General features: G+C 63.8%; 16 protein-coding genes and 5 tRNA genes. 5 read left to right on the forward strand and 16 right to left on the reverse strand.

All coding sequences use genetic code 11. The features are described 5' to 3' along the window. Positions 1–47: 47 nt before the first annotated feature. Positions 48–293: a TIGR04438 family Trp-rich protein gene (locus ACFQNJ_RS00965; RefSeq protein ID WP_382253150.1), complete on the reverse strand. Its 246-nt coding sequence runs from the start codon at positions 291–293 to the stop codon at positions 48–50. 123 nt (positions 294–416) lie between these two features. Between ACFQNJ_RS00965 and ACFQNJ_RS00970 the strand changes: the two genes are divergently transcribed. Next, positions 417–722 (forward strand): c-type cytochrome, encoded by a 306-nt coding sequence (locus tag ACFQNJ_RS00970; protein ID WP_382253151.1) that lies wholly within the window; start codon positions 417–419, stop codon positions 720–722. Positions 723–818: 96 nt separating this feature from the next. Here the strand turns inward: ACFQNJ_RS00970 and acs are convergent, their stop codons facing one another. Next, on the reverse strand, positions 819–2,813 hold the full coding sequence (gene acs, locus ACFQNJ_RS00975; protein ID WP_374642843.1) for an acetate--CoA ligase: 1,995 nt from the start codon (positions 2,811–2,813) through the stop codon (positions 819–821). A gap of 171 nt (positions 2,814–2,984) precedes the next feature. Here acs and ACFQNJ_RS00980 point away from each other — a divergent pair, with 171 nt between their 5' ends. From ACFQNJ_RS00980 to ACFQNJ_RS00995, 4 genes are all read left to right on the forward strand, one after another. After that, on the forward strand, positions 2,985–3,587 hold the full coding sequence (locus ACFQNJ_RS00980; protein ID WP_374642841.1) for a TIGR00645 family protein: 603 nt from the start codon (positions 2,985–2,987) through the stop codon (positions 3,585–3,587). Between the two features lie 55 nt (positions 3,588–3,642). Further along, a complete protein-coding gene (locus ACFQNJ_RS00985) occupies positions 3,643–5,193 on the forward strand; it encodes a fumarate hydratase (RefSeq protein ID WP_382253153.1) in 1,551 nt (516 codons plus the stop codon). Continuing rightward, a complete protein-coding gene (murI, locus tag ACFQNJ_RS00990) occupies positions 5,190–5,999 on the forward strand; it encodes a glutamate racemase (protein WP_382253154.1) in 810 nt (269 codons plus the stop codon). The genes ACFQNJ_RS00985 and murI overlap by 4 nt, the downstream gene beginning before the upstream one ends. A 94-nt stretch (positions 6,000–6,093) precedes the next feature. Next, positions 6,094–6,504, forward strand: a complete 411-nt coding sequence (locus tag ACFQNJ_RS00995) for a DUF4332 domain-containing protein (protein WP_382253155.1) — start codon at positions 6,094–6,096, stop codon at positions 6,502–6,504. Here the strand turns inward: ACFQNJ_RS00995 and ACFQNJ_RS01000 are convergent. The 14 genes from ACFQNJ_RS01000 to ACFQNJ_RS01065 form a co-directional block, all read right to left on the reverse strand. Then, positions 6,498–7,814 (reverse strand): MFS transporter, encoded by a 1,317-nt coding sequence (locus tag ACFQNJ_RS01000; RefSeq protein WP_382253156.1) that lies wholly within the window; start codon positions 7,812–7,814, stop codon positions 6,498–6,500. The two genes, ACFQNJ_RS00995 and ACFQNJ_RS01000, sit on opposite strands and share 7 nt — an antisense overlap. Before the next feature lie 72 nt (positions 7,815–7,886). After that, on the reverse strand, positions 7,887–8,507 hold the full coding sequence (locus ACFQNJ_RS01005) for a DUF6806 family protein (RefSeq protein WP_374642831.1): 621 nt from the start codon (positions 8,505–8,507) through the stop codon (positions 7,887–7,889). Positions 8,508–8,558: 51 nt separating this feature from the next. Further along, a tRNA-Leu gene (locus ACFQNJ_RS01010) sits at positions 8,559–8,647 on the reverse strand. Positions 8,648–8,738: 91 nt separating this feature from the next. After that, positions 8,739–8,814: transfer RNA gene (locus ACFQNJ_RS01015), tRNA-Gly, on the reverse strand. Between the two features lie 35 nt (positions 8,815–8,849). Continuing rightward, a tRNA-Cys gene (locus tag ACFQNJ_RS01020) sits at positions 8,850–8,923 on the reverse strand. Positions 8,924–8,998: 75 nt separating this feature from the next. Next, a tRNA-Gly gene (locus ACFQNJ_RS01025) sits at positions 8,999–9,074 on the reverse strand. Positions 9,075–9,160: 86 nt separating this feature from the next. Beyond that, the gene (lon, locus tag ACFQNJ_RS01030) at positions 9,161–11,590 is read right to left on the reverse strand and encodes an endopeptidase La (RefSeq protein ID WP_382253158.1); all 2,430 of its coding nucleotides are present in this window, start codon (positions 11,588–11,590) and stop codon (positions 9,161–9,163) included. A 109-nt stretch (positions 11,591–11,699) separates the two neighbouring features. After that, positions 11,700–12,965, reverse strand: a complete 1,266-nt coding sequence (gene clpX, locus ACFQNJ_RS01035; protein ID WP_374642828.1) for an ATP-dependent Clp protease ATP-binding subunit ClpX — start codon at positions 12,963–12,965, stop codon at positions 11,700–11,702. Positions 12,966–13,091: 126 nt separating this feature from the next. Further along, entirely contained in the window at positions 13,092–13,709 is a 618-nt protein-coding gene (clpP, locus tag ACFQNJ_RS01040) for an ATP-dependent Clp endopeptidase proteolytic subunit ClpP (protein WP_374642826.1), read from the reverse strand. A 187-nt stretch (positions 13,710–13,896) separates the two neighbouring features. Next, a complete protein-coding gene (gene tig / locus ACFQNJ_RS01045; RefSeq protein WP_374642825.1) occupies positions 13,897–15,207 on the reverse strand; it encodes a trigger factor in 1,311 nt (436 codons plus the stop codon). 71 nt (positions 15,208–15,278) lie between these two features. Beyond that, positions 15,279–15,365, reverse strand: a tRNA-Leu gene (locus tag ACFQNJ_RS01050). Between the two features lie 101 nt (positions 15,366–15,466). Continuing rightward, positions 15,467–16,120: an aspartate/glutamate racemase family protein gene (locus ACFQNJ_RS01055; protein ID WP_374642824.1), complete on the reverse strand. Its 654-nt coding sequence runs from the start codon at positions 16,118–16,120 to the stop codon at positions 15,467–15,469. Positions 16,121–16,128: 8 nt separating this feature from the next. Then, on the reverse strand, positions 16,129–18,702 hold the full coding sequence (locus tag ACFQNJ_RS01060; RefSeq protein WP_382253160.1) for a TRAP transporter permease: 2,574 nt from the start codon (positions 18,700–18,702) through the stop codon (positions 16,129–16,131). Between the two features lie 127 nt (positions 18,703–18,829). Continuing rightward, the gene (locus ACFQNJ_RS01065; RefSeq protein WP_374642820.1) at positions 18,830–19,804 is read right to left on the reverse strand and encodes a TAXI family TRAP transporter solute-binding subunit; all 975 of its coding nucleotides are present in this window, start codon (positions 19,802–19,804) and stop codon (positions 18,830–18,832) included. Positions 19,805–19,824: the final 20 nt, after the last annotated feature.

Here is a 19,824-nt window from a genome sequence, read left to right on the forward strand (position 1 = left end):
GCGGGCAGTCCGGACTCAAGGCTGACGCGGATCGGCAGGAAAGCTTCTCAACGCCGGGGGGTCTTGGAGCGAAGACCAAGTGACTCGCGCTGCTTGTCGATACGCTGCTGCTTGCGCTGCTCCATCTTTTCGGCGGCCTTGCGCTTGGTGTAGCCGGTGGTATCGGCCCAAGCCCACCACAGTGCAGCGCCGGCATAGGGTGCCAGCACCCACCACCAGGACCAGTTGGCCACGAAACCGATTTCCAGGTACTTCAGGAGTGTCAGAACCACACCAATGACCAGCAAATACATCACAACCTCCGGTAAAGCGCGGGTGAAGCCCGCAAGAATCTGTGTACGTTTCCCGACAGACGTCACGTCTGGCTAGAATTGACTCCGTGAGTTTTTCACTTCCACCCCACGAGGTACCTTCGTATGAAACGCGCTTTGCTGATTATGGCCGCTGTGGCCGCTGTCTCCGCACCCGCCATGGCCGACGAAGCCCTGGCCAAGAGCAAGAACTGCATGGCCTGCCATGCCGTCGACAAGAAGCTGGTGGGTCCGTCCTACAAGGACGTGGCCAAGAAGTACGCCGGTGACGCCAAGGCCGCCGACATGCTCGCTGCCAAGATCCAGAAGGGCGGCTCGGGTGTGTGGGGTGCGATTCCCATGCCCGCGAACCCGCAGGTCAACGATGCGGATGCCAAGAAGCTGGCCGCCTGGGTGCTGGGCCAGAAGTAACACTTCTCCGCCCCGACGACAAAAAGCCCGCTTCACAGCGGGCTTTTTGCTGGGCGCTTGCGCCCGTAGACCCGAAGGCCACGGGCCCCCTCTTCCTCAGTTGGTCTTGGCCAGCTGGTCCAGAATGGCCGGGTTCTCCAGCGTGGACGTGTCCTGGGTGATGGTCTCGCCCTTGGCGATCGAACGCAGCAGGCGACGCATGATCTTGCCCGAACGGGTCTTGGGCAGGTTCTCGCCGAAGCGGATGTCCTTGGGCTTGGCGATCGGGCCGATCTCCTTGCCCACCCAGTTGCGCAGCTCATTGGCAATGGCCTTGGCCTCGTCGCCGGTCGGCAACGGACGCTTGAGCACCACAAACGCCACAATGGCCTCACCGGTCAGATCGTCGGGACGGCCCACCACGGCGGCTTCGGCCACCAGGTCGGACTTGGCCACCAGGGCCGATTCGATTTCCATGGTACCCATGCGGTGGCCGGAGACGTTGAGCACGTCGTCGATGCGACCGGTGATGCGGAAGTAGCCGCGGTCGGCGCTGCGCACAGCCCCATCACCCGCCAGGTAGTAGCCCTTGAGCTCTTCGGGGAAGTAGCTCTTCTTGAAGCGCTCCGGGTCGCCCCAGATGGTACGGATCATGGAGGGCCATGGCTTCTTGACCACCAGGATGCCGCCGGCGCCATTGGCGACATCGTTGCCCGTCTCGTCGACGATGGCGGTCATGATGCCCGGCAGCGGCAGCGTGCAGGAACCCGGTACCAGCGGCGTGGCGCCGGGCAGCGGGGTGATCATGTGACCACCGGTCTCGGTCTGCCAGAAGGTGTCCACGATCGGGCAGCGCTCACCGCCCACATGCTTGTAATACCACATCCAGGCTTCGGGGTTGATGGGTTCACCCACCGAGCCCAGAATCCGCAGGCTGGACAGGTCCCAGTTCTTCGGGTGGACCTTCTCGTCGGTGTCGGCCGCCTTGATCAGCGAGCGGATGGCGGTGGGCGCGGTGTAGAAGATCGTGCACTTGTGTTTCTCGATCATCTGCCAGAAGCGACCGGCGTTCGGGTAGGTCGGGACACCCTCGAACACGATCTGGGTGGCGCCGGCCGCCAGTGGGCCGTAGGCCACGTAGCTGTGACCGGTGATCCAGCCGATGTCGGCGGTGCACCAGAACACATCGCTGTCCTTCAGGTCGAAGGTCCAGTTCATGGTCAGGTTGGCCCACAGCAGGTAGCCGCCTGTGCTGTGCTGCACGCCCTTGGGCTTGCCTGTGGACCCCGACGTGTACAGGACGAACAGGGGATGCTCGGCACCGACCATTTCGGCCGGACAGTCGGTGGACTGTCCCGCCATGGCATCGGCCATGGTGATGTCACGGCCGGCCACCATGTTCACGGCGGTCTGGGTGCGCTGGAAGACGATCACGGTCTTGATCGACTCGCAGCCGCCCATGGCGATACCCTCGTCGACGATGGCCTTGAGCGGCAACTCCTTGCCGCCGCGCATCTGGTAGTTGGCGGTGATGACGGCCACGGCGCCGGCGTCCTGGATACGCTCCTGCAGCGCCTTGGCCGAGAAGCCACCGAACACCACACTGTGCGTCGCGCCGATGCGGGCGCAAGCCTGCATGGCCACCACACCTTCGATGGTCATGGGCATGTAGATGACGACACGATCACCCTTCTTGACGCCGCGGGCCTTGAGGGCGTTGGCGAACTGGGAGACCTTGGCCAGCAGTTCCTTGTAGGTGACCTTGGTCACGGCACCGTCGTCGGCTTCAAAAATGATCGCGGTCTTGTTCTCGACCGGGGTGCCCATGTGGCGGTCCAGGCAGTTGAAGGAGGCGTTGAGCTCTCCGTCCTCGAACCATTTGTAGAAGGGCTTGTTGGACTCGTCGAGCACCTTGGTGAAAGGCTTGTGCCAGGTCAGGACCTCGCGGGCACGTTTGCCCCAGAACCCTTCAAAGTCCTGCTCGGCTTCGGCACAAAGGGCGTTGTAAGCATCCATCCCGGAGATGCGGGCGGCCTTGACCGTCGCGTCGCTGGGCTCGAACACGCGGTTCTCGACCAGGGTGGATTGGATGGCGGACGAGGGTGCGGACATGTGCAGTCTCCTTGGTGTATGGGATTCGACGAACTGTGCGAATGTGCGCAAGGGCTCTTACGAGCCACTTACATGGAAAGCACACACCGCGCTGTCACGCGTGCGAATGGCGCGTCCTACAATAGCTGCCGTCCGGCATTCAAGCCATCGCAGCCCGCCTCTCCCCCCAACATGACCCAACCGAAACCTTCCGTCAGCGGTGCGCGCACCCTGCCGAACCTGATTTTTGCCAGCCGATGGCTGCAACTGCCGCTGTACATCGGCCTCATCGCTGCACAGGCCATCTATGTCTTCCACTTCTGGGTGGAGCTGGTCCACCTGATCGAGGCCGCCTTCGGCAACCAGGACGCACTGCAGAAGCTGGTGACCAGCATCGGCTACAAGTCGGACGTGCAGCTCACCGGCCTGAACGAGACCATCATCATGCTGGTGGTGCTGGCGCTGATCGATGTGGTGATGATCAGCAACCTGCTGATCATGGTCATCGTGGGTGGCTACGAGACTTTCGTCAGCCGCATGAACCTGGAGAACCATCCCGACCAGCCCGAGTGGCTGAGCCATGTGAATGCATCGGTGCTCAAGGTCAAGCTCGCCACGGCCATCATCGGCATCAGCTCGATCCACCTGCTCAAGACCTTCATCAACGCGGCCAACTACGACGAGAAGGTGCTGCTGTGGCAGACCGTGATCCACGTCGTTTTCCTGCTCAGCGCGATGGCGATTGCCGCCACCGACCGCATCATGCATCCCGTGGCCGAAAAGGCCGACCATTGACTCAAATCACCGGCCTGGCGGACGGCGTCTGTCGGGCCCAACAACGGAGCCCCACATGACCACCATCCGCCAGGAAGACCTGATCGAATCCATCGCTGCCGCGCTGCAGTACATCAGCTACTACCACCCGGCCGACTACATCCAGCACCTGGCCCGCGCCTACGAACGCGAGCAGAGCCCGGCCGCCAAGGACGCCATCGCGCAGATCCTGACCAACTCGAAGATGAGCGCCCTGGGCCACCGCCCCATCTGCCAGGACACCGGCATCGTCAACGTGTTCCTCAAAGTGGGCATGAACGTGCGCTGGGAAGGCTTCACCGGCAGCCTGGAGGATGCGGTCAACGAAGGCGTGCGCCGTGGCTACAACCACCCGGACAACCAGCTGCGCGCCAGCGTGGTGGCCGACCCGCACTTCGCCCGCAAGAACACCAGGGACAACACCCCGGCGGTCATCTTCACCGAGATCGTGGCCGGGGACAAAGTGGACATCACCGTGGCGGCCAAGGGCGGCGGTTCGGAAAACAAGTCCAAGATGATCATGATGAACCCCAGCGACTCGCTGGTGGACTGGGTGCTCAAGACCGTGCCCACCATGGGTGCCGGCTGGTGCCCGCCGGGCATGCTGGGCATCGGCATTGGCGGCACTGCCGAGAAGGCCGTGCTGCTGGCCAAGGAAAGCCTGATGGACGACCTGAACATGTACGAGCTGCAGGCCAAGGCCGCCAAGGGCGAGAAACTCGACCAGGTCGAGGAACTGCGCCTGGAGCTTTACGAGAAGGTCAACGCCCTGGGCATCGGTGCACAGGGCCTGGGCGGCCTGACCACCGTGCTGGACGTCAAGATCAAGATGTACCCGACCCATGCGGCCTCCAAGCCGGTGGCCATGATCCCCAACTGCGCCGCCACCCGCCACGCGCACTTCGTGATGGACGGTTCCGGCCCGGTGTACCTGGAAGCCCCCAGCCTGGACCTGTGGCCCAACGTCAACTGGACGCCCGATACCGAGAAGAGCCAGCGCGTGGACCTGAACACCCTGACCAAGGAACAGGTGGCCAGCTGGAAGCCGGGCCAGACCCTGCTGCTCAACGGCAAGATGCTCACCGGCCGCGACGCCGCGCACAAGCGCATCCAGGACATGCTGGCCAAGGGCGAGCCACTGCCGGTGGACTTCACCAACCGCGTCATCTACTACGTCGGCCCGGTCGACCCGGTGCGTGACGAGGTGGTGGGTCCGGCCGGCCCGACCACCGCCACCCGCATGGACAAGTTCACCGACATGATGCTGGAGAAGACCGGCCTGATCGCCATGATCGGCAAGGCCGAGCGCGGCCCGGTCGCCATCGAGTCGATCAAGCAGCACAAGTCGGCCTACCTGATGGCGGTCGGCGGCGCCGCCTACCTGGTGTCCAAGGCCATCAAGGGCGCCAAGGTGGTGGGCTTCGAAGACCTGGGCATGGAAGCGATCTACGAGTTCGACGTGGTCGACATGCCGGTGACCGTGGCGGTGGACGCCGGCGGCACCAGCGCCCACATCACCGGCCCGGCCGAGTGGGAAAAGCGAATCGCCAGCGGCGAGTTCAAGGGCATCCCGGTCGCCAGCGCTTGAAGACCGTCTGCGTGTTCGACAGCGGGGTCGGCGGGCTGAGTGTCCTTCGCGCCCTGCTGGCCGACATGCCGGAGGTGCGGTTCATTTACCTGGCCGACAGCGCCCATGCGCCCTATGGCGAACGGGGAGCGGACTGGGTTCGGCAACGCAGCGAGAGGATCGTCAACCGTCTTCGGGAATCCTTCGCTCCCGATGCCATCGTGGTGGCCTGCAACACGGCCACCGCGCTGGCCATTGACCATCTGAGACAGGCTCACCACGATCTGCCCTTCATTGGCGTCGAGCCGGCGCTCAAGCCCGCTGCCCTGCAAAGCCGCACCGGACAGGTGGGCGTGATGGCCACCCGGGGTACCCTCGGCAGCGAGCGCTTCGCGGCCCTGCGCCAGCGGCTTGAGCACCATGGACAGCCACCGGTCGATTTCCATTGCGTGGCGTGCGACGGGCTGGCGGATGCGATCGAACGGGACGACCAGGCAGCCATCGAGACCCTCTGCAGACATTATGTGGGCGACATCATGGGCATGGCACCTGCTGGACAACCGGTTGACACCCTGGTCCTGGGCTGCACGCACTATCCGTTTGCGACCGAGCCCCTGCGAGCCTCAGCCGGCCCTGGGGTTCGGCTGGTGGAAACCGGTGTGCCCGTGGCGCGCCGCACCCGCGAGGTCTTGCGCCTGACAGCGTTGTCGCCGACACGGCCGGCACAGTCGGCCACCCTGTTGACCACAGGTCAACCGGCGGCACTGGCCCATCTGGCCCAGCGTTGGCTCGGTCTGCCCCTGCAGCCACAGACCTGGGCCTGCTGACCCCCACCACAGGGACTGTTCAAGCAAAGACTTTCTCACTACATTTCAAGGAGGCCACAGCAGGTGGCTGGCTTTGAAAACAAGGGGAAAGCTCATGGCTAGGAAAGCGATCGAAGATGTCGAGGGCATCGGCCCCGCCATTGGGAATCAGTTGCGTCTTGCGGGAATTGCGGACACGGACGCACTGCTGGCTGCCACCCGCAAAGCGTCCCAGCGCAAGGCACTGGCCGAAAAAACGGGTCTGAGTGCCAGACAGGTGCTGCGGTTCGCCAACATGGTGGACCTGTACCGCGTCAATGGCATCGGCTCGGAGTATGCCGAACTTCTCGAAGCGGCCGGCGTGGATACCGTTCCCGAACTGGCCCGCCGTCGCCCTGAGAATCTCTGCAAGACCATCGCGGCCCTGAATGCGGACAAGGCACTCGTGCGCCGCCTGCCGACCGATGCCGAAGTGGCAGGCTGGGTGCAACAGGCCAAAAAGTTGCCGCGGATGCTGGACTACTGACCACCGTCAAACACCTGCGCATTGCGTTGCCCCCGCGCCAGATTGACCGGATACAGCAGCAGGAGCCCAAGAAGGAACATCACGGCGGTCACCAGGATCGCCATGCGCTGGTTGCCCCCGGTCACCAGCGTGACGAGGCCATAGGTCAACGGTCCCAGGATGCTGGCCAGCCGTGTGGCAAATGTCCAGAGGCCGTAGAACTCTGCCAGATGAGAGGCCGGCGCCAGAAGTCCTGCCATGGCGCGACCGGCCGACTGGCTCGCCCCCATGCAGACACCTGCAATGGCAGCGGCGTACCAGAACCCCTCCTTGGTCGTGGTCACGGCAGCCAGGACGCAGGTGAGTGTCCAGCCGATCAGGGTCAGGCCCAACGCCAGCTTGTGCCCGATGCGGTCCTGCCCATAGCCAAAGACGAATGCCCCAGCCGCTGCCGCAATGTTCAGCACGAAGATCAAGACCATGGTTTCCTGCGGCGCGAACCCGATGACCTGCTCGGCATAGATGGCCGCCAGCGCGATCGTCACCGCCACGCCGGCCTGGTAAGCCACGGCGCAGCCCAACAGCCACATGAAGTCCGGGAACGCCGTAGCACGCCCCAGGCTCTGGCGCAACTGGTGCCATGAGGCCAGCCCACTACCGCGGTGGCGCTGCTGCGCGGCCCTGCCCAGTGGCGGTCGCTCATGGACCAGCAGCAGGGTCACCATGGCCGCTGCACCGAACACGGCGGCCGTGATCCACATGGTGATTGGGACAAACTCCGAAGCGGGTGCACCTTGCGCCTGCGCCTGCAACACATAGGCCAGACTCAGACCCAGGGTGAGCATGCCGCCCAGGTATCCGAAGCTCCAGCCCCAACCACTGACCCTGCCCAAGGCTTGAGGGCGTGCCAGTTCCGGCAGAAAGGCAGCAATCAGGGACTCTCCCCACGAAAAGCACAGGTTGGACAAGATGATCAGGATCACGGCCATCGCCAGGGCACCGGGCTTCACAAACCCCAGGCCTGCAGTGAACAGCACGCACCCCAGGGTGCTCAGCATCAGCAGCCGTTTCTTGGCACCATGCTGGTCCGCCCACGCGCCCAGCACAGGAATGCTGAGCATCACCAGCGCATTGGACGCGGCCAGCGATGCGGTCCAGGCAAAGGTGGCCCAGCTGGCCCCGCCGGCCACCGCACCGACAAAGTAGGCGGCAAACACCGCCGTGAGCACCACCGTGGTGTAGCCGGAGTTGGCGAAGTCATACATCGCCCATCCGAAGACTTCCCGCTTTTGGACGCCGGGGTTGAGCGCGTCGGAAGAGAACAGTGCCATGGCATCTCCCGGGCGCAGAAAAGGCCCGATGCCGGCAGTCTAGCGCCTGCGGATCGACGGCGCTGGGGTCAGTCAGTGGAGGTGGCGAGGCTTGCGCGGCCCACCGTGGCCGGACGGGCCGTGCCCTCTGGGCGGCCGACCCAGTTGCATCGAGCTGACCAGGTCGTTGAACCGGCGGTTGAACAGCCCGTCGATGGCGGACACGACCTCCCCCAGTTCGGAGGCGTCGAAATGACGCTCCATGAGGTGGACCACATCCTCGACCAGCAGGTCTCGCTGAACCTGCATGATGGCCGCCGGGGTCGGTCCGACAAAGCACATCATGAAATCGTCACGCGCTTCCGCCTCTTCGGAGGCCTCATCCTCGTCGAACTCGGTGTCGTAGAAGGACACCTCCAGGGGTGCTCCCGTGGCAGCGATGTCGTTGAGGCCCATGCAGGCTTCCTCGATCACCTGGCGGAAGTCCTCATCGCCGGGCACGGTCCAGCAGATCTGCAGGAGGTGGGTATGAGCGTCGAAGCGGATGCCGGGCTCGTCTTCGTAGCTGCTTTCCGCCGCCGCTGCCAGCGAGCGGCCACCGGCGTACTGCCACAGCGGCTTGAGTGCTTCCTGGATCTGGTCATACCCGACATCCTCGCGCAGCGGCACGTCCCCATGGACGTGGATTTCGAAAGGGGCATTGAAACGGGTCATGGAAACTCACTGTACCGGCGAAACCGGAAAAAGCCTAGGGCAGCGCAGTGCTGGTGCCTCGAACCGGAATCGAACCGGTACGACCGGTTAGGGTCGGCGGATTTTAAGTCCGCTGTGTCTACCAATTTCACCATCGAGGCGGATCGGTGATTGTCGCAGGTCTGCCAGCGCCTACCGCCGGTGCGAGGGCAGAAACGAACAAGGGAAGCCGAGGCTTCCCTTGTGGATGAATGGAGCGGGAAACGAGGTTCGAACTCGCGACCTCAACCTTGGCAAGGTTGCGCTCTACCAACTGAGCTATTCCCGCAACAACTTTTCATGCCGGTGCGCCACCGAGGTGGCTGGAGGCGCGATCCGGAGTCGAACCGGACTAGACGGATTTGCAATCCGTTGCATAACCGCTTTGCTATCGCGCCTCATGCAACGCACCGGCAAAGCCAGCGCACCGCATCCGACAAAAAAGGGAAGCTTGGCTTCCCTTTTGTGGAATCTGGAGCGGGAAACGAGGTTCGAACTCGCGACCTCAACCTTGGCAAGGTTGCGCTCTACCAACTGAGCTATTCCCGCATTTTCTGACAATCACTAGTGTTCGTCAGAAGCTGAAATTATAGCGTAAAAATCCGCCCTTCTTCAAGACCCCGAAAATTTTTCGATCAGTGTTTCACCGCATCGGACGATGCCGCCGGGGTCGACGCGGCAGCGGCCACCTGGGCAGCCACCTCTTCGTCGGTCAGGGGCACCGGTTGGCGCTCCAGAGCGATGGAAAGCACCTTGTCGATCCACTTGACCGGCACGATTTCCAGGCCCTGCTTGACGTTGTCAGGGATCTCGGCGAGGTCCTTGACGTTCTCCTCCGGGATAATGACTGTCTTGATGCCGCCGCGCAGCGCCGCGAGCAGTTTCTCCTTGAGGCCGCCGATGGCGGTGACTTCACCCCGCAGCGTGATCTCACCGGTCATCGCCACGTCGGCCCGCACCGGAATCCCCGTGAGCGAAGACACCAGTGCCGTGGTCATGGCGATGCCCGCGCTCGGGCCATCCTTGGGGGTCGCTCCGTCCGGGACGTGAATGTGGATGTCGCGCTTGTCGAACATCTCATCCTTGATGCCCAGCGCGCGGGCGCGGCTGCGCACCACCGTGCGGGCGGCCTCGACCGACTCCTTCATGACGTCGCCCAGCGAACCGGTACGGATGGTGCCGCCCTTGCCCGGCATGATGGCCACCTCGATGGTCAGCAGATCGCCACCCACCTCGGTCCAGGCCAGGCCAACGACCTGCCCCACCTGGTTCTGCTGCTCGGCACGGCCATAGGTGTACTTGCGCACGCCCAGGAAATCGGGCAGGTTGTCGGCGGTCACCACCACGGTGGGCTCGTACTTCTTGAGGAGCAGACCCTTGACGACCTTGCGGCAGATCTTGGAGAGTTCGCGCTCCAGCGAGCGCACACCGGCCTCACGGGTGTAGTAGCGAACGATGTCGCGAACCGCGGACTCGGTGACCTCCAGCTCGCCATCCTTGATACCGTTGTTCTTGAGCTGCTTGGGCAGCAGGTAACGCATCGCGATGTTGGTCTTCTCGTCCTCGGTGTAACCCGAGAGGCGGATGACTTCCATCCGGTCCAGCAGCGCTGGCGGGATGTTCATCGAATTGGACGTGGCCACGAACATCACGTCGGACAGGTCGAAGTCGACCTCGACATAGTGGTCGGCAAAGGTGTGATTCTGCTCGGGGTCGAGCACCTCCAGCAGCGCCGAGGACGGATCACCGCGGAAATCGGTGCCCAGCTTGTCGATCTCGTCGAGCAGGAACAGCGGGTTGCGCGTGCCGACCTTGTTCAGGCTCTGCAAGACCTTGCCCGGCATGGCCCCGATGTAGGTGCGACGGTGGCCGCGGATCTCGGCCTCGTCGCGCATGCCACCCAGGGCCATGCGGACGTACTTGCGCCCGGTGGCTTTGGCGATGGACTGGCCGAGTGAGGTCTTGCCCACGCCTGGAGGCCCCACCAGACAAAGGATCGGCGCCTTGACCTTGTCGACCCGCTGCTGCACCGCGAGGTATTCGAGGATACGGTCCTTGACCTTCTCCAGACCGTAGTGGTCTTCGTTGAGCACGTCCTCGGCATGTGCCAGGTCGTGCTTGATCTTGGTTTTCTTGCTCCACGGCAGACCAACCAGGGCGTCGATGTAGTTGCGCACCACGGTGGCCTCTGCCGACATGGGCGACATCAGCTTGAGCTTCTTGAACTCGGCCTCAGCCTTCTTGCGAGCCTCGGCCGGCATCTTGGCGGCCTTGATCTTCTTCTCGATCTCTTCGAGGTCAGCCCCCTCTTCGCCTTCGCCGAGTTCCTTCTGGATGGCCTTGACCTGCTCATTCAGGTAGAAGTCGCGCTGGTTCTTCTCCATCTGGCGCTTGACGCGGCCACGGATGCGCTTGTCGACGTTGAGGATGTCCACCTCACGCTCGAGCTGCTCGAACAGGTTCTCCAGCCGCTTGGTCACCGGATCGAGGTCCAGCACCACCTGCTTGTTCTCCAGCTTGAGCGGCAGGTGGGCTGCGATGGTGTCGGCAAGCCGACCCGGATCGTCGATGCTGGAGATGGACGTCAGGATCTCGGACGGGATCTTCTTGTTGAGCTTGACGTACTGGTCGAACTGCTGCATCACCGCCCGGCGCAGGGCTTCGAGCTCGGTGGCCCGCACGTCAGCCCGCTCAAGCGAAGGATCGATCGGGTCGACATGGGCGATGAAATGGCTCTCGCCTTCACGAATGCCCAGCACCTTGGCGCGCTGCAGGCCCTCGACGAGCACTTTCACCGTGCCATCGGGCAGCTTGAGCATCTGCAGGATGGTGGCCACACAGCCCATCTCGAACATGTCGTCGGTCGAAGGCTCGTCTTTGGCGGCGGCCTTCTGGGCCACCAGCATGATGCGACGCTCGGCCTCCATGGCCGACTCGAGCGCCTTGATGCTCTTGGGCCGGCCGACGAACAGCGGGATCACCATGTGGGGGAAGACCACCACGTCGCGCAGGGGCAGCAGTGGCAGATCCACCGGGATGCTGGGCAATGGGGTTTGTCCGGACATATTCAACCTCGACAAAAACGGCAGTTGGGGCCGGAGCCGTCCGAATCAAGCGGGCGGCTACGCCAACCAGGGGCTGGCACCATGCAGATGGCGCTCAGCCGTACCTATCTCAGGCCTGCTTGGCCGCTTCGCGGAACACCAGCAGGGGCGCCTTGTTTTCCTCGATGGTGGATTCGTCCACCACCACCTTTTCCACATTGCTCATGCCTGGCAGATCGAACATGGTATCGATCAGCGCGTTCTCGAGAATGGACCGCAGGCCGCGGGCACCGGTCTTGCGCGCCAGGGCCTTGCGGGCAATGGCCTTGAGGGCCGCCGGACGAACCTCCAACTCGACGCCTTCCATGCCGAGCAACTGGGCATACTGCTTGACCACGGCATTCTTGGGTGCCGTCAGGATTTCGACCAGTGCGTCTTCGCTCAGTTCCGCCAGGCTGGCGATCACGGGCAGACGCCCCACCAGTTCGGGGATGAGGCCGAACTTGATCAGGTCCTCGGGCTCGATGTCGCGGAAGGCTTCGGTCAGGCTGCGCTGGTTCTTGCTGCGAACGACGGCACCGAAACCCATGCCGGAGGCTTCGGTCCGGTTCTCGATGATCTTTTCGAGCCCGGCGAACGCACCACCGCAGATGAAGAGGATGTTGGTGGTATCGACCTGCAGGAAGTCCTGGTTGGGGTGCTTGCGCCCGCCCTGGGGCGGCACGCTGGCCATCGTGCCTTCGATCAGCTTGAGCAGGGCCTGCTGGACACCCTCGCCGGACACATCACGGGTGATGGACGGGTTGTCGGACTTGCGGGTGATCTTGTCGATCTCGTCGATGTAGACGATGCCTTGCTGGGCACGCTCGATGTCGTAGTTGCAGCTTTGCAGCAGCTTGGCGACGATGTTCTCGACGTCTTCCCCCACGTAGCCGGCTTCGGTCAGTGTGGTGGCGTCCGCCATCACGAATGGCACGTTCAGCATACGGGCCATGGTTTGGGCCAGCAGGGTCTTGCCGGAGCCGGTCGGGCCGATCAGGAGGATGTTGCTCTTGGACAGCTCAACACCGTCCTTGTGAGCCGCCTGCTTGTGACGCAGCCGCTTGTAGTGGTTGTAGACGGCCACAGCCAGCGCACGCTTGGCGGCTTCCTGGCCGATGACGTAGTTGTCAAGGTTGTTCTTGAGCTGGGCGGGGGTGGGCAGCTCGTCTCCGGTGCTCTTGACCGCATCCAGACCGGGGAGTTCGTCGCGGATGATGTCGTTGCACAGGTCGATGCACTCGTCGCAGATGAACACGGAGGGGCCCGCGATCAGCTTCTTGACCTCGTGCTGGCTCTTGCCGCAAAAGGAGCAGTAGAGCGCTTTCTCACCGGTAGCGGCTTTCTTGTCGGCCATGGATTGGGGTCGTGCGTGTCGGAAGGGAAACCGGGTTCAATGATAGAACAAGGACAGAGGCTGCCGATCAGCAGAAAAGACCGGCATCTGCGCGGTCTTTCGACTGACAGGACAGCCTGGCAAGAATCAGGCGGCCGACGCGCGGCGGTCGATCACCTTGTCAATCAGGCCGTATTCGGCCGATTCGGCGGCACTGAGGTAGTAGTCGCGCTCGGTATCGCGCTCGATCTTCTCCAGCGGCTGGCCGGTGCGCTCGGCCAGGATCTTGTTGAGCTGCTCGCGGGTCTTGAGGATCTCGCGGGCGTGAATCTCGATCTCGGTGGCCTGACCCTGGGTGCCGCCCAGCGGCTGGTGGATCATGACCTTGCTGTTGGGCAGTGCGAACCGCTTGCCCTTGGTACCGGCGGCCAGCAGGAAGGCGCCCATGCTGGCGGCCATGCCGATGCACAGGGTCGAGACGTCCGGCTTGATGAAGTTCATGGTGTCGAAGATCGCCATGCCGGCACTGACCGAACCACCCGGGGAATTGATGTAGAAGGAAATGTCCTTGTCGGGGTTTTCGCTCTCCAGGAACAGCAGCTGCGCCACCACCAGGTTGGCCGACTGGTCGTTGACCGGGCCGACCAGGAACACCACGCGCTCCTTGAGCAGACGCGAATAGATGTCATAGGCGCGCTCACCGCGGCCCGATTGCTCGATGACCATGGGCACCATGCCCAGACCCTGGATGTCCATTGCGCTCATGCGTTTCTCCATGTATTGATGCATTGCCATGCCGCTACTGTAACCAACCTCGACATTGACCGGCTCGGGGGCCGGAATGACCAGCCTGCCAGAGGTGGCGGCAAAGCCGCCATGTGCAAGACCAGCGACAAAAAAAGAGGGCGGGTTGCCCCGCCCTCTTTTTGCGACCGGCGATCGCCTGGGGCGATCAGGCCTGACCCATCAGCTCTTCGAAGCTCAGGGTCTTGTCGGTCACCTTGGCCTTGGACAGCACGTACTCGGCCACATTGTTCTCGATCACCACGGCCTCGATCTCGGCCATGCGGCGGTTGTCGCTGTGGTACCAGCGAACCACGTCCGCCGGCTTCTCGTACGAGGCAGCCAGCTCCTGGATGTGCGACTCGATCTGCTCGGGCTTGGCGTGCAGTTCGTTGGTGCGGACCAGCTCGGCCACCACCAGACCCAGACGCACGCGACGCTCGGCCTGCTCCTGGAACAGCTCGGCCGGGATCGGTGCCTTGTCGGCGTCCTTGATGCCACGCTGCTTGAGGTCGGCACGGGCACCTTCGACCAGGCGGTCGATCTCGGCCTGAACCACCGACTTGGGCAGGTCGAGCTCGGCCTTGGCCACCAGGGCGTCCATGGCGGCCTGCTTGTTGCGGGCCATCACGCGGAACTTGACCTCGCGCTCCAGGTTCTTCTTGATGTCGGCACGCAGGGCCTCAACGGTGCCTTCGGCCACGCCCAGGGACTTGGCCAGCGCTTCGTCCACGGCCGGCAGGTGGGCCGCCTCGATCTTGTGCAGCGTCACCAGGAAGTCGGCGGTCTTGCCGGCCACGTCCTTGCCGTGGTAATCCTCAGGGAAGGCCAGCGGGAAGGTCTTGGACTCGCCCGCCTTCATGCCACGCACGGCATCTTCAAACTCCTTGAGCATCTGGCCTTCGCCAACCAGGAACTGGAAGCCTTCGGCCTTGCCGCCTTCGAAGGCCTCGCCGTCGATCTTGCCGGCGAAATCGATGGTGACGCGGTCACCGTCCTGTGCCGGCTCGTCCTTGGCGCGTTGGGCGAAGGTGCGGCGCTGCTTGCGCAGGATGTCCAGGGTGCGGTCGATAGCGGCGTCGCTGACCTCGGCGGTCACCTTCTCGACCTCGGCGGTGGCCAGGTCGGCAATCTTGACTTCAGGGTAGACCTCGAACACGGCGTCGAAGGACAGCTGGCCTTCGGGGGCGCCTTCCTTCTCGGTGATCTGGGGTTGGCCGGCCACGCGCAGCTTGGCCTCGTTGGCGGCCTGGGCAAACGCCTCGCCCACCTTGTCGTTCATGACTTCGTAGTGCACGGAGTAGCCATAGCGTTGAGCCACCACGTTCATGGGGACCTTGCCAGGACGGAAACCGTCCATCTTGACCTGGCGGGCCAGGCGCTTGAGGCGGCTCTCGACCTCGTTCCTGATCACGTCGGCAGGCAGCGTCAGCGTGATCTTGCGCTCGAGCTTTTCCAGGGTTTCAACGGTGACGGTCATGTCAATCTCCAAAAGGATGTCGGCCTGCCAGACTCTCTGGCCGACCGGTAAGGATCTGTTCCACGGTACCGTGGTGCGCGGGGGGGGACTCGAACCCCCACACCATTGCTGGCGTCAGGACCTAAACCTGGTGCGTCTACCAATTTCGCCACCCGCGCGCCGGTTGCCAGGGCATTCTCTGCCGCGATCGGATCGCAGCACGTCACCATGGGCACCGTTTGACGGCAACCTTCTATTGTAGCTGCTGGCGGCGCCCTCCTCAGGCGCTCAAGCGCCGCCGAAGCAGGCGCACGGCACTGCCGGGCGTGGTGAAGACCGGCAGTCCGGTCATCTGGGTCACGGCGGGTGCTGCACGCGCCATGCTGAACTGCGCCAGTGCGATGGCATGACACCCCTGGTCCGCCAGCTGACGGGCCGCCTGAACCACGAGGGCATCGTGCGTCGCCGTGTCCCCACGGTTGAGCGCATCCATGGCCTGGGCCACCAGCCCGGTTTTCAGCTCGACCGAGGCGGGAAACTCGGCCGGCATGGAGGCCAGTGTCGGGGCAAACGAGGCGATCAGCCCCACCGGGCCCGCCACCGAAGCCACATCGGCGATCATGGCCTCGTTGGGCTTGAGCACCGGCATGTGCGGGCGCCGGGCCGCCGCAGCCTCGATGCACGGCCCGAAGGCCGAACAGGTGAAGAGGATGGCCTGTGCACCGGTGCCCTCGGCATAGGCGGCCAGGGTTTCGAACCGCTGGTGCATGACCGCGTCCAGCCCCCTGCCCTGCCGGGCCAGATCCGCCGACAGGCTGTCGTCCAGCAGGTTCATGCGGATGGCCTCGGGCCAGGCCCGTTCAAACTCGGCGTTGATCGGCTCGACCGAATGGGCCAGGGCGTGGATCAGGGCGATGCGGGGTGTCGTCGTCATCGCTGGCTTCAGGCCTTGGCCGACCGACGTCGCTGGAGGGCAACGATGCCCGCCAGCAGCAGCAGCGCAGGAACGAAGAACCATTCCTTGGCGGGTCGGTCGGAAGGCATCTCGATCGAGGTGATGCGGAAGCTCTGCTCGATGCCGAGCTTTTCGGCCGTGCTGCCGAACTTCACCCCCATGACCATGAGCGCATCGCCGTCGGCCATGACGGTCAGGCCGGCGGTGGCCAGCCGTGCCTTCACATCACCGGTCTCGCCCAGCGGCAGCAAGACCCCCTTGCGCACCTCATCGCCGTCGATGTTCATGCCCTCGATCCAGACGCGCTTTTCGGTGCCCGCCGGGGCGGCCTCGATGGCGGTGACCATGGCCTGGCCTTTGAGCTCCTCGAAGGGGGGCTTGATCATGTCCATCCAGAAACCGGGCCGGAACAGGGTGAAGCAGATCAGCAGCATGAGGATGGTTTCGTACCACCGGTTGCGGGCGAAGAAATAGCCTGAGGTGGCTGCCGCAAACACCAACATGGCCACCAGGGCCGAGCCCATGGTCAGCGCCACATGCAAAGGGCCATCCAATCCGATCAGCAGCAGCTGGGTGTTGAAGATGAACAGGAACGGCAGGATGGCCGTGCGCATGCTGTAGTAGAACGCGGTGATGCCGGTCTTGATCGGGTCGTGCTTGGCGATGGCAGCCGCCGCGAACGAGGCCAGGCCGACCGGCGGCGTGACATCGGCCATGAGACCGAAATAGAACACGAACAGGTGCACGGCGATCAGCGGCACGATCAGCCCACTCTGGGCCCCCAGTTCCACGATCACCGGCGCCATGAGCGTGGACACCACGATGTAGTTGGCCGTGGTGGGCAGACCCATGCCCAGGATCAGGCTGATGACGGCCACCAGCACCAGCATGAGCATCAGGTTGCCGCCCGAGAGGATCTCCACCACTTCGGTCATCACCAGGCCGACACCGGTGAGCGAGACGGTGCCGACGATGATGCCGGCGGCGGCCGTGGCCACGCCAATGCCGATCATGTTGCGGGCCCCGGTGACCAGTCCGTCGATCAGATCGTGCCAGCCAGCCTTGAGGTGATCGCCGAAACGGTGGTCGCCCCGGAAGTAGCCAATGATCGGCTTTTGGGTCAGCATCACGAAGATCATGAACACCGTGGCCCAGAAAGCCGACAGCGCGGGCGACAGGCGCTCGACCATCAGGCACCAGACCAGCACCACGACCGACAGCAGGTAATGCAGGCCGGACTTCACGGTGGGGCCGGTCTCGGGCAGTTCGAACACGGGGGCATTCGGGTCGTCCAGCGGCAGTTCGGGCTGGCGTGAACCCAGCCACAGCAACCCCACATAGATGGTCATCAGCCCCAGTCCGATGGCCACCATGGCGGCGTCGCCCAGCAAGGACTTCAGGAAGCCGATGACGTAGTAGGTGATGCCTGCCAGAACGATGAAACCGGTGACCGTGGTCAGGAAGGAGAGCAGACGCTGCGTGCCAGTGCTGTTGCCACGGCGCGGCAGCCCCTTCATGTCGGCCTTGAGGGCCTCCAGGTGGACGATGTAGAACAACGCAATGTAGGAAATAATGGCCGGCAGGAAGGCGTGCTTCATCACCTCGACATAGGGGATGCCCACGTACTCGACCATGAGGAAGGCGGCAGCGCCCATCACCGGCGGCATGATCTGGCCGTTGACGGAGGAGGACACCTCGACCGCACCAGCCTGGTCACCACGGTAGCCCACCCGCTTCATCAGCGGAATGGTGAAGGTGCCTGTGGTCACCACATTGGCGATCGACGAACCGGAGATCACACCCGTGGCGGCCGACGACACCACGGCCGCCTTGGCGGGGCCACCGCGCATGTGCCCCAGCAGGGCAAAGGCCGACTTGATGAAATAGTTGCCTGCGCCCGCCTTGTCCAGCAGCGAACCGAACAGCACGAACAGGAAGATGAAGCCGCTGGACACCCCCAGCGCCACACCGTAGACGCCCTCGGTGGTCAGCCACTGGTGGGTCATGGCGCGATCCAGCGAAGCCCCCTTGTGTGCCAGGAGATCGGGCATGTAGGGACCCGCGAACGTGTACCCCAGGAACAGGATGGCGACCACCACCATGGGCAGCCCCAGCACGCGCCGGGTGGCTTCCAGCAGCAGGACGATACCGACCACTGCCGTCCAGACGTCCATGCCGGTGGGCTGACCGGGACGGGTGGCGAGCTCGCGGTAGAAGACGAAGATGTAGGCGGCGGAGAATGCACCCGCGAGCGCAAAGATCCAGTCCAGCACCGGAACGCGGTCACGCGGTGATCGTTTGGACGCCGGGTAGGCCATGAAGGCCAGGAACACGGCAAAAGCCAGGTGGATGGCCCGGGTCTGGGTGTCGTTGAGCACCGGGATCAGGTTGGACACCATGTAGGGCAGCGGCGAGGCGATCCACAACTGGAACAGCGACCAGGCCAGCGCGATGCCCATGAGCAGGCGGGCGACGGCGGGGCCTGGCTGGCGGCCACCGGTGTCGTTGTCCTCGACGAGTTGGTTGACGTCGATGTCCGCGACGTTGGATTTGGCGTTCACGGGAGGTTTCCTTTGGGAGTCTGGTGAAACTCGTTCGGCTCGGATGCACCGTCAGGGATGGCGGCGGCGCATCAAAAAAGCCCCATGCTGGCCGACCAACATGGGGCGTGGACTCAGGCGGACGGGATTACTTCATCCAGCCCTTTTCCTTGTAGTACTTGACAGCACCGGGGTGCAGGGGTGCCGACAGGCCCGCCTTGATCATCTTTTCCGGCTGCAGACCGGCAAAGGCAGGGTGCAGCTTCTTGAAGTCCTCGAAGTTGTCAAAGACGGCCTTGGTGAACACATAGACCTCGTCCTCGGACTTCTTGGCCGAGGTCACGACCGTGGCCAGCACGCCGTAGGTGTCGAGCTGGGCAGCCTGCGAGGGGTAGGTCTTGGCGGGAATGGAGGCCGTTGCGTAGAAGGCGTTGGCAGCCACCAGCTTGTCCACTGCGGCGCCCGTGACGTTGACCAGCTGCGCACCGCAGGTGGTCATGGGGTCCTGGATGTTGGCGCTGGGGTGACCCACTACGTAGAAGAAGGCGTCGATCTTGTTGTCGCACAGGGCAGCGCCGTGCTCGTCGGCCTTGAGCTCGGAGACCGCGGCAAAGTCGCTGCCCTTCATGCCGGTCGCAGCCATCAGTTCGTCCACCGACGAGCGGGTGCCCGAGCCGGGGTTGCCGATGGCCACACGCTTGCCCTTGAGGTCCGCCAGGGACTTGATGTTGGCTTCCTTGCGGGCCACCAGCGTCAGCGGCTCGGGGTGCAGCGAGAACACGGCGCGCAGGTCGCCCACGGCCTTGCCTTCAAACGCCTTGACGCCCTTGGCGGCGTTGAACTGGGCGTCGGACTGGGCCACGCCGAAGTCCAGGTCACCGGAGTTGATGGTGTTGATGTTGGCCACGGAGCCTCCGGTGGATTCCACCGTGCAGCGATAGCCGTGCTTGGAGCGGTCCTTGTTCACCAGACGGCAGATGGCGCCACCGGCCGCGTAGTACACACCCGTCACGCCACCGGTGCCGATGGTCATGAACTTCTGCTGGGCCTGGGCGGGTGCCACGGGCGCCATCATGGCGGCGGCAGCGGCCACGGCGCTCAGGTAGGCGGTGATCTTCTTCATGTTGGTCTTCTCCTGCAGGG

Origin of the sequence: Hydrogenophaga bisanensis, assembly GCF_042665135.1 — a bacterium.
In the GTDB taxonomy this organism is placed as follows: Bacteria; Pseudomonadota; Gammaproteobacteria; order Burkholderiales; family Burkholderiaceae_C; genus Hydrogenophaga; species Hydrogenophaga bisanensis.

Excerpts from the sequence above, each read along its gene's own strand:
- ACFQNJ_RS00965 (WP_382253150.1), bottom strand. The coding sequence starts at position 293 with ATGTATTTGCTGGTCATTGGTGTGGTTCTGACACTCCTGAAGTACCTG.
- ACFQNJ_RS00970 (WP_382253151.1), top strand. The coding sequence starts at position 417 with ATGAAACGCGCTTTGCTGATTATGGCCGCTGTGGCCGCTGTCTCCGCA.
- acs (WP_374642843.1), bottom strand. The coding sequence starts at position 2,813 with ATGTCCGCACCCTCGTCCGCCATCCAATCCACCCTGGTCGAGAACCGC.
- ACFQNJ_RS00980 (WP_374642841.1), top strand. The coding sequence starts at position 2,985 with ATGACCCAACCGAAACCTTCCGTCAGCGGTGCGCGCACCCTGCCGAAC.
- ACFQNJ_RS00985 (WP_382253153.1), top strand. The coding sequence starts at position 3,643 with ATGACCACCATCCGCCAGGAAGACCTGATCGAATCCATCGCTGCCGCG.
- ACFQNJ_RS00995 (WP_382253155.1), top strand. The coding sequence starts at position 6,094 with ATGGCTAGGAAAGCGATCGAAGATGTCGAGGGCATCGGCCCCGCCATT.
- ACFQNJ_RS01000 (WP_382253156.1), bottom strand. The coding sequence starts at position 7,814 with ATGGCACTGTTCTCTTCCGACGCGCTCAACCCCGGCGTCCAAAAGCGG.
- ACFQNJ_RS01005 (WP_374642831.1), bottom strand. The coding sequence starts at position 8,507 with ATGACCCGTTTCAATGCCCCTTTCGAAATCCACGTCCATGGGGACGTG.
- lon (WP_382253158.1), bottom strand. The coding sequence starts at position 11,590 with ATGTCCGGACAAACCCCATTGCCCAGCATCCCGGTGGATCTGCCACTG.
- clpX (WP_374642828.1), bottom strand. The coding sequence starts at position 12,965 with ATGGCCGACAAGAAAGCCGCTACCGGTGAGAAAGCGCTCTACTGCTCC.
- clpP (WP_374642826.1), bottom strand. The coding sequence starts at position 13,709 with ATGAGCGCAATGGACATCCAGGGTCTGGGCATGGTGCCCATGGTCATC.
- tig (WP_374642825.1), bottom strand. The coding sequence starts at position 15,207 with ATGACCGTCACCGTTGAAACCCTGGAAAAGCTCGAGCGCAAGATCACG.
- ACFQNJ_RS01055 (WP_374642824.1), bottom strand. The coding sequence starts at position 16,120 with ATGACGACGACACCCCGCATCGCCCTGATCCACGCCCTGGCCCATTCG.
- ACFQNJ_RS01065 (WP_374642820.1), bottom strand. The coding sequence starts at position 19,804 with ATGAAGAAGATCACCGCCTACCTGAGCGCCGTGGCCGCTGCCGCCGCC.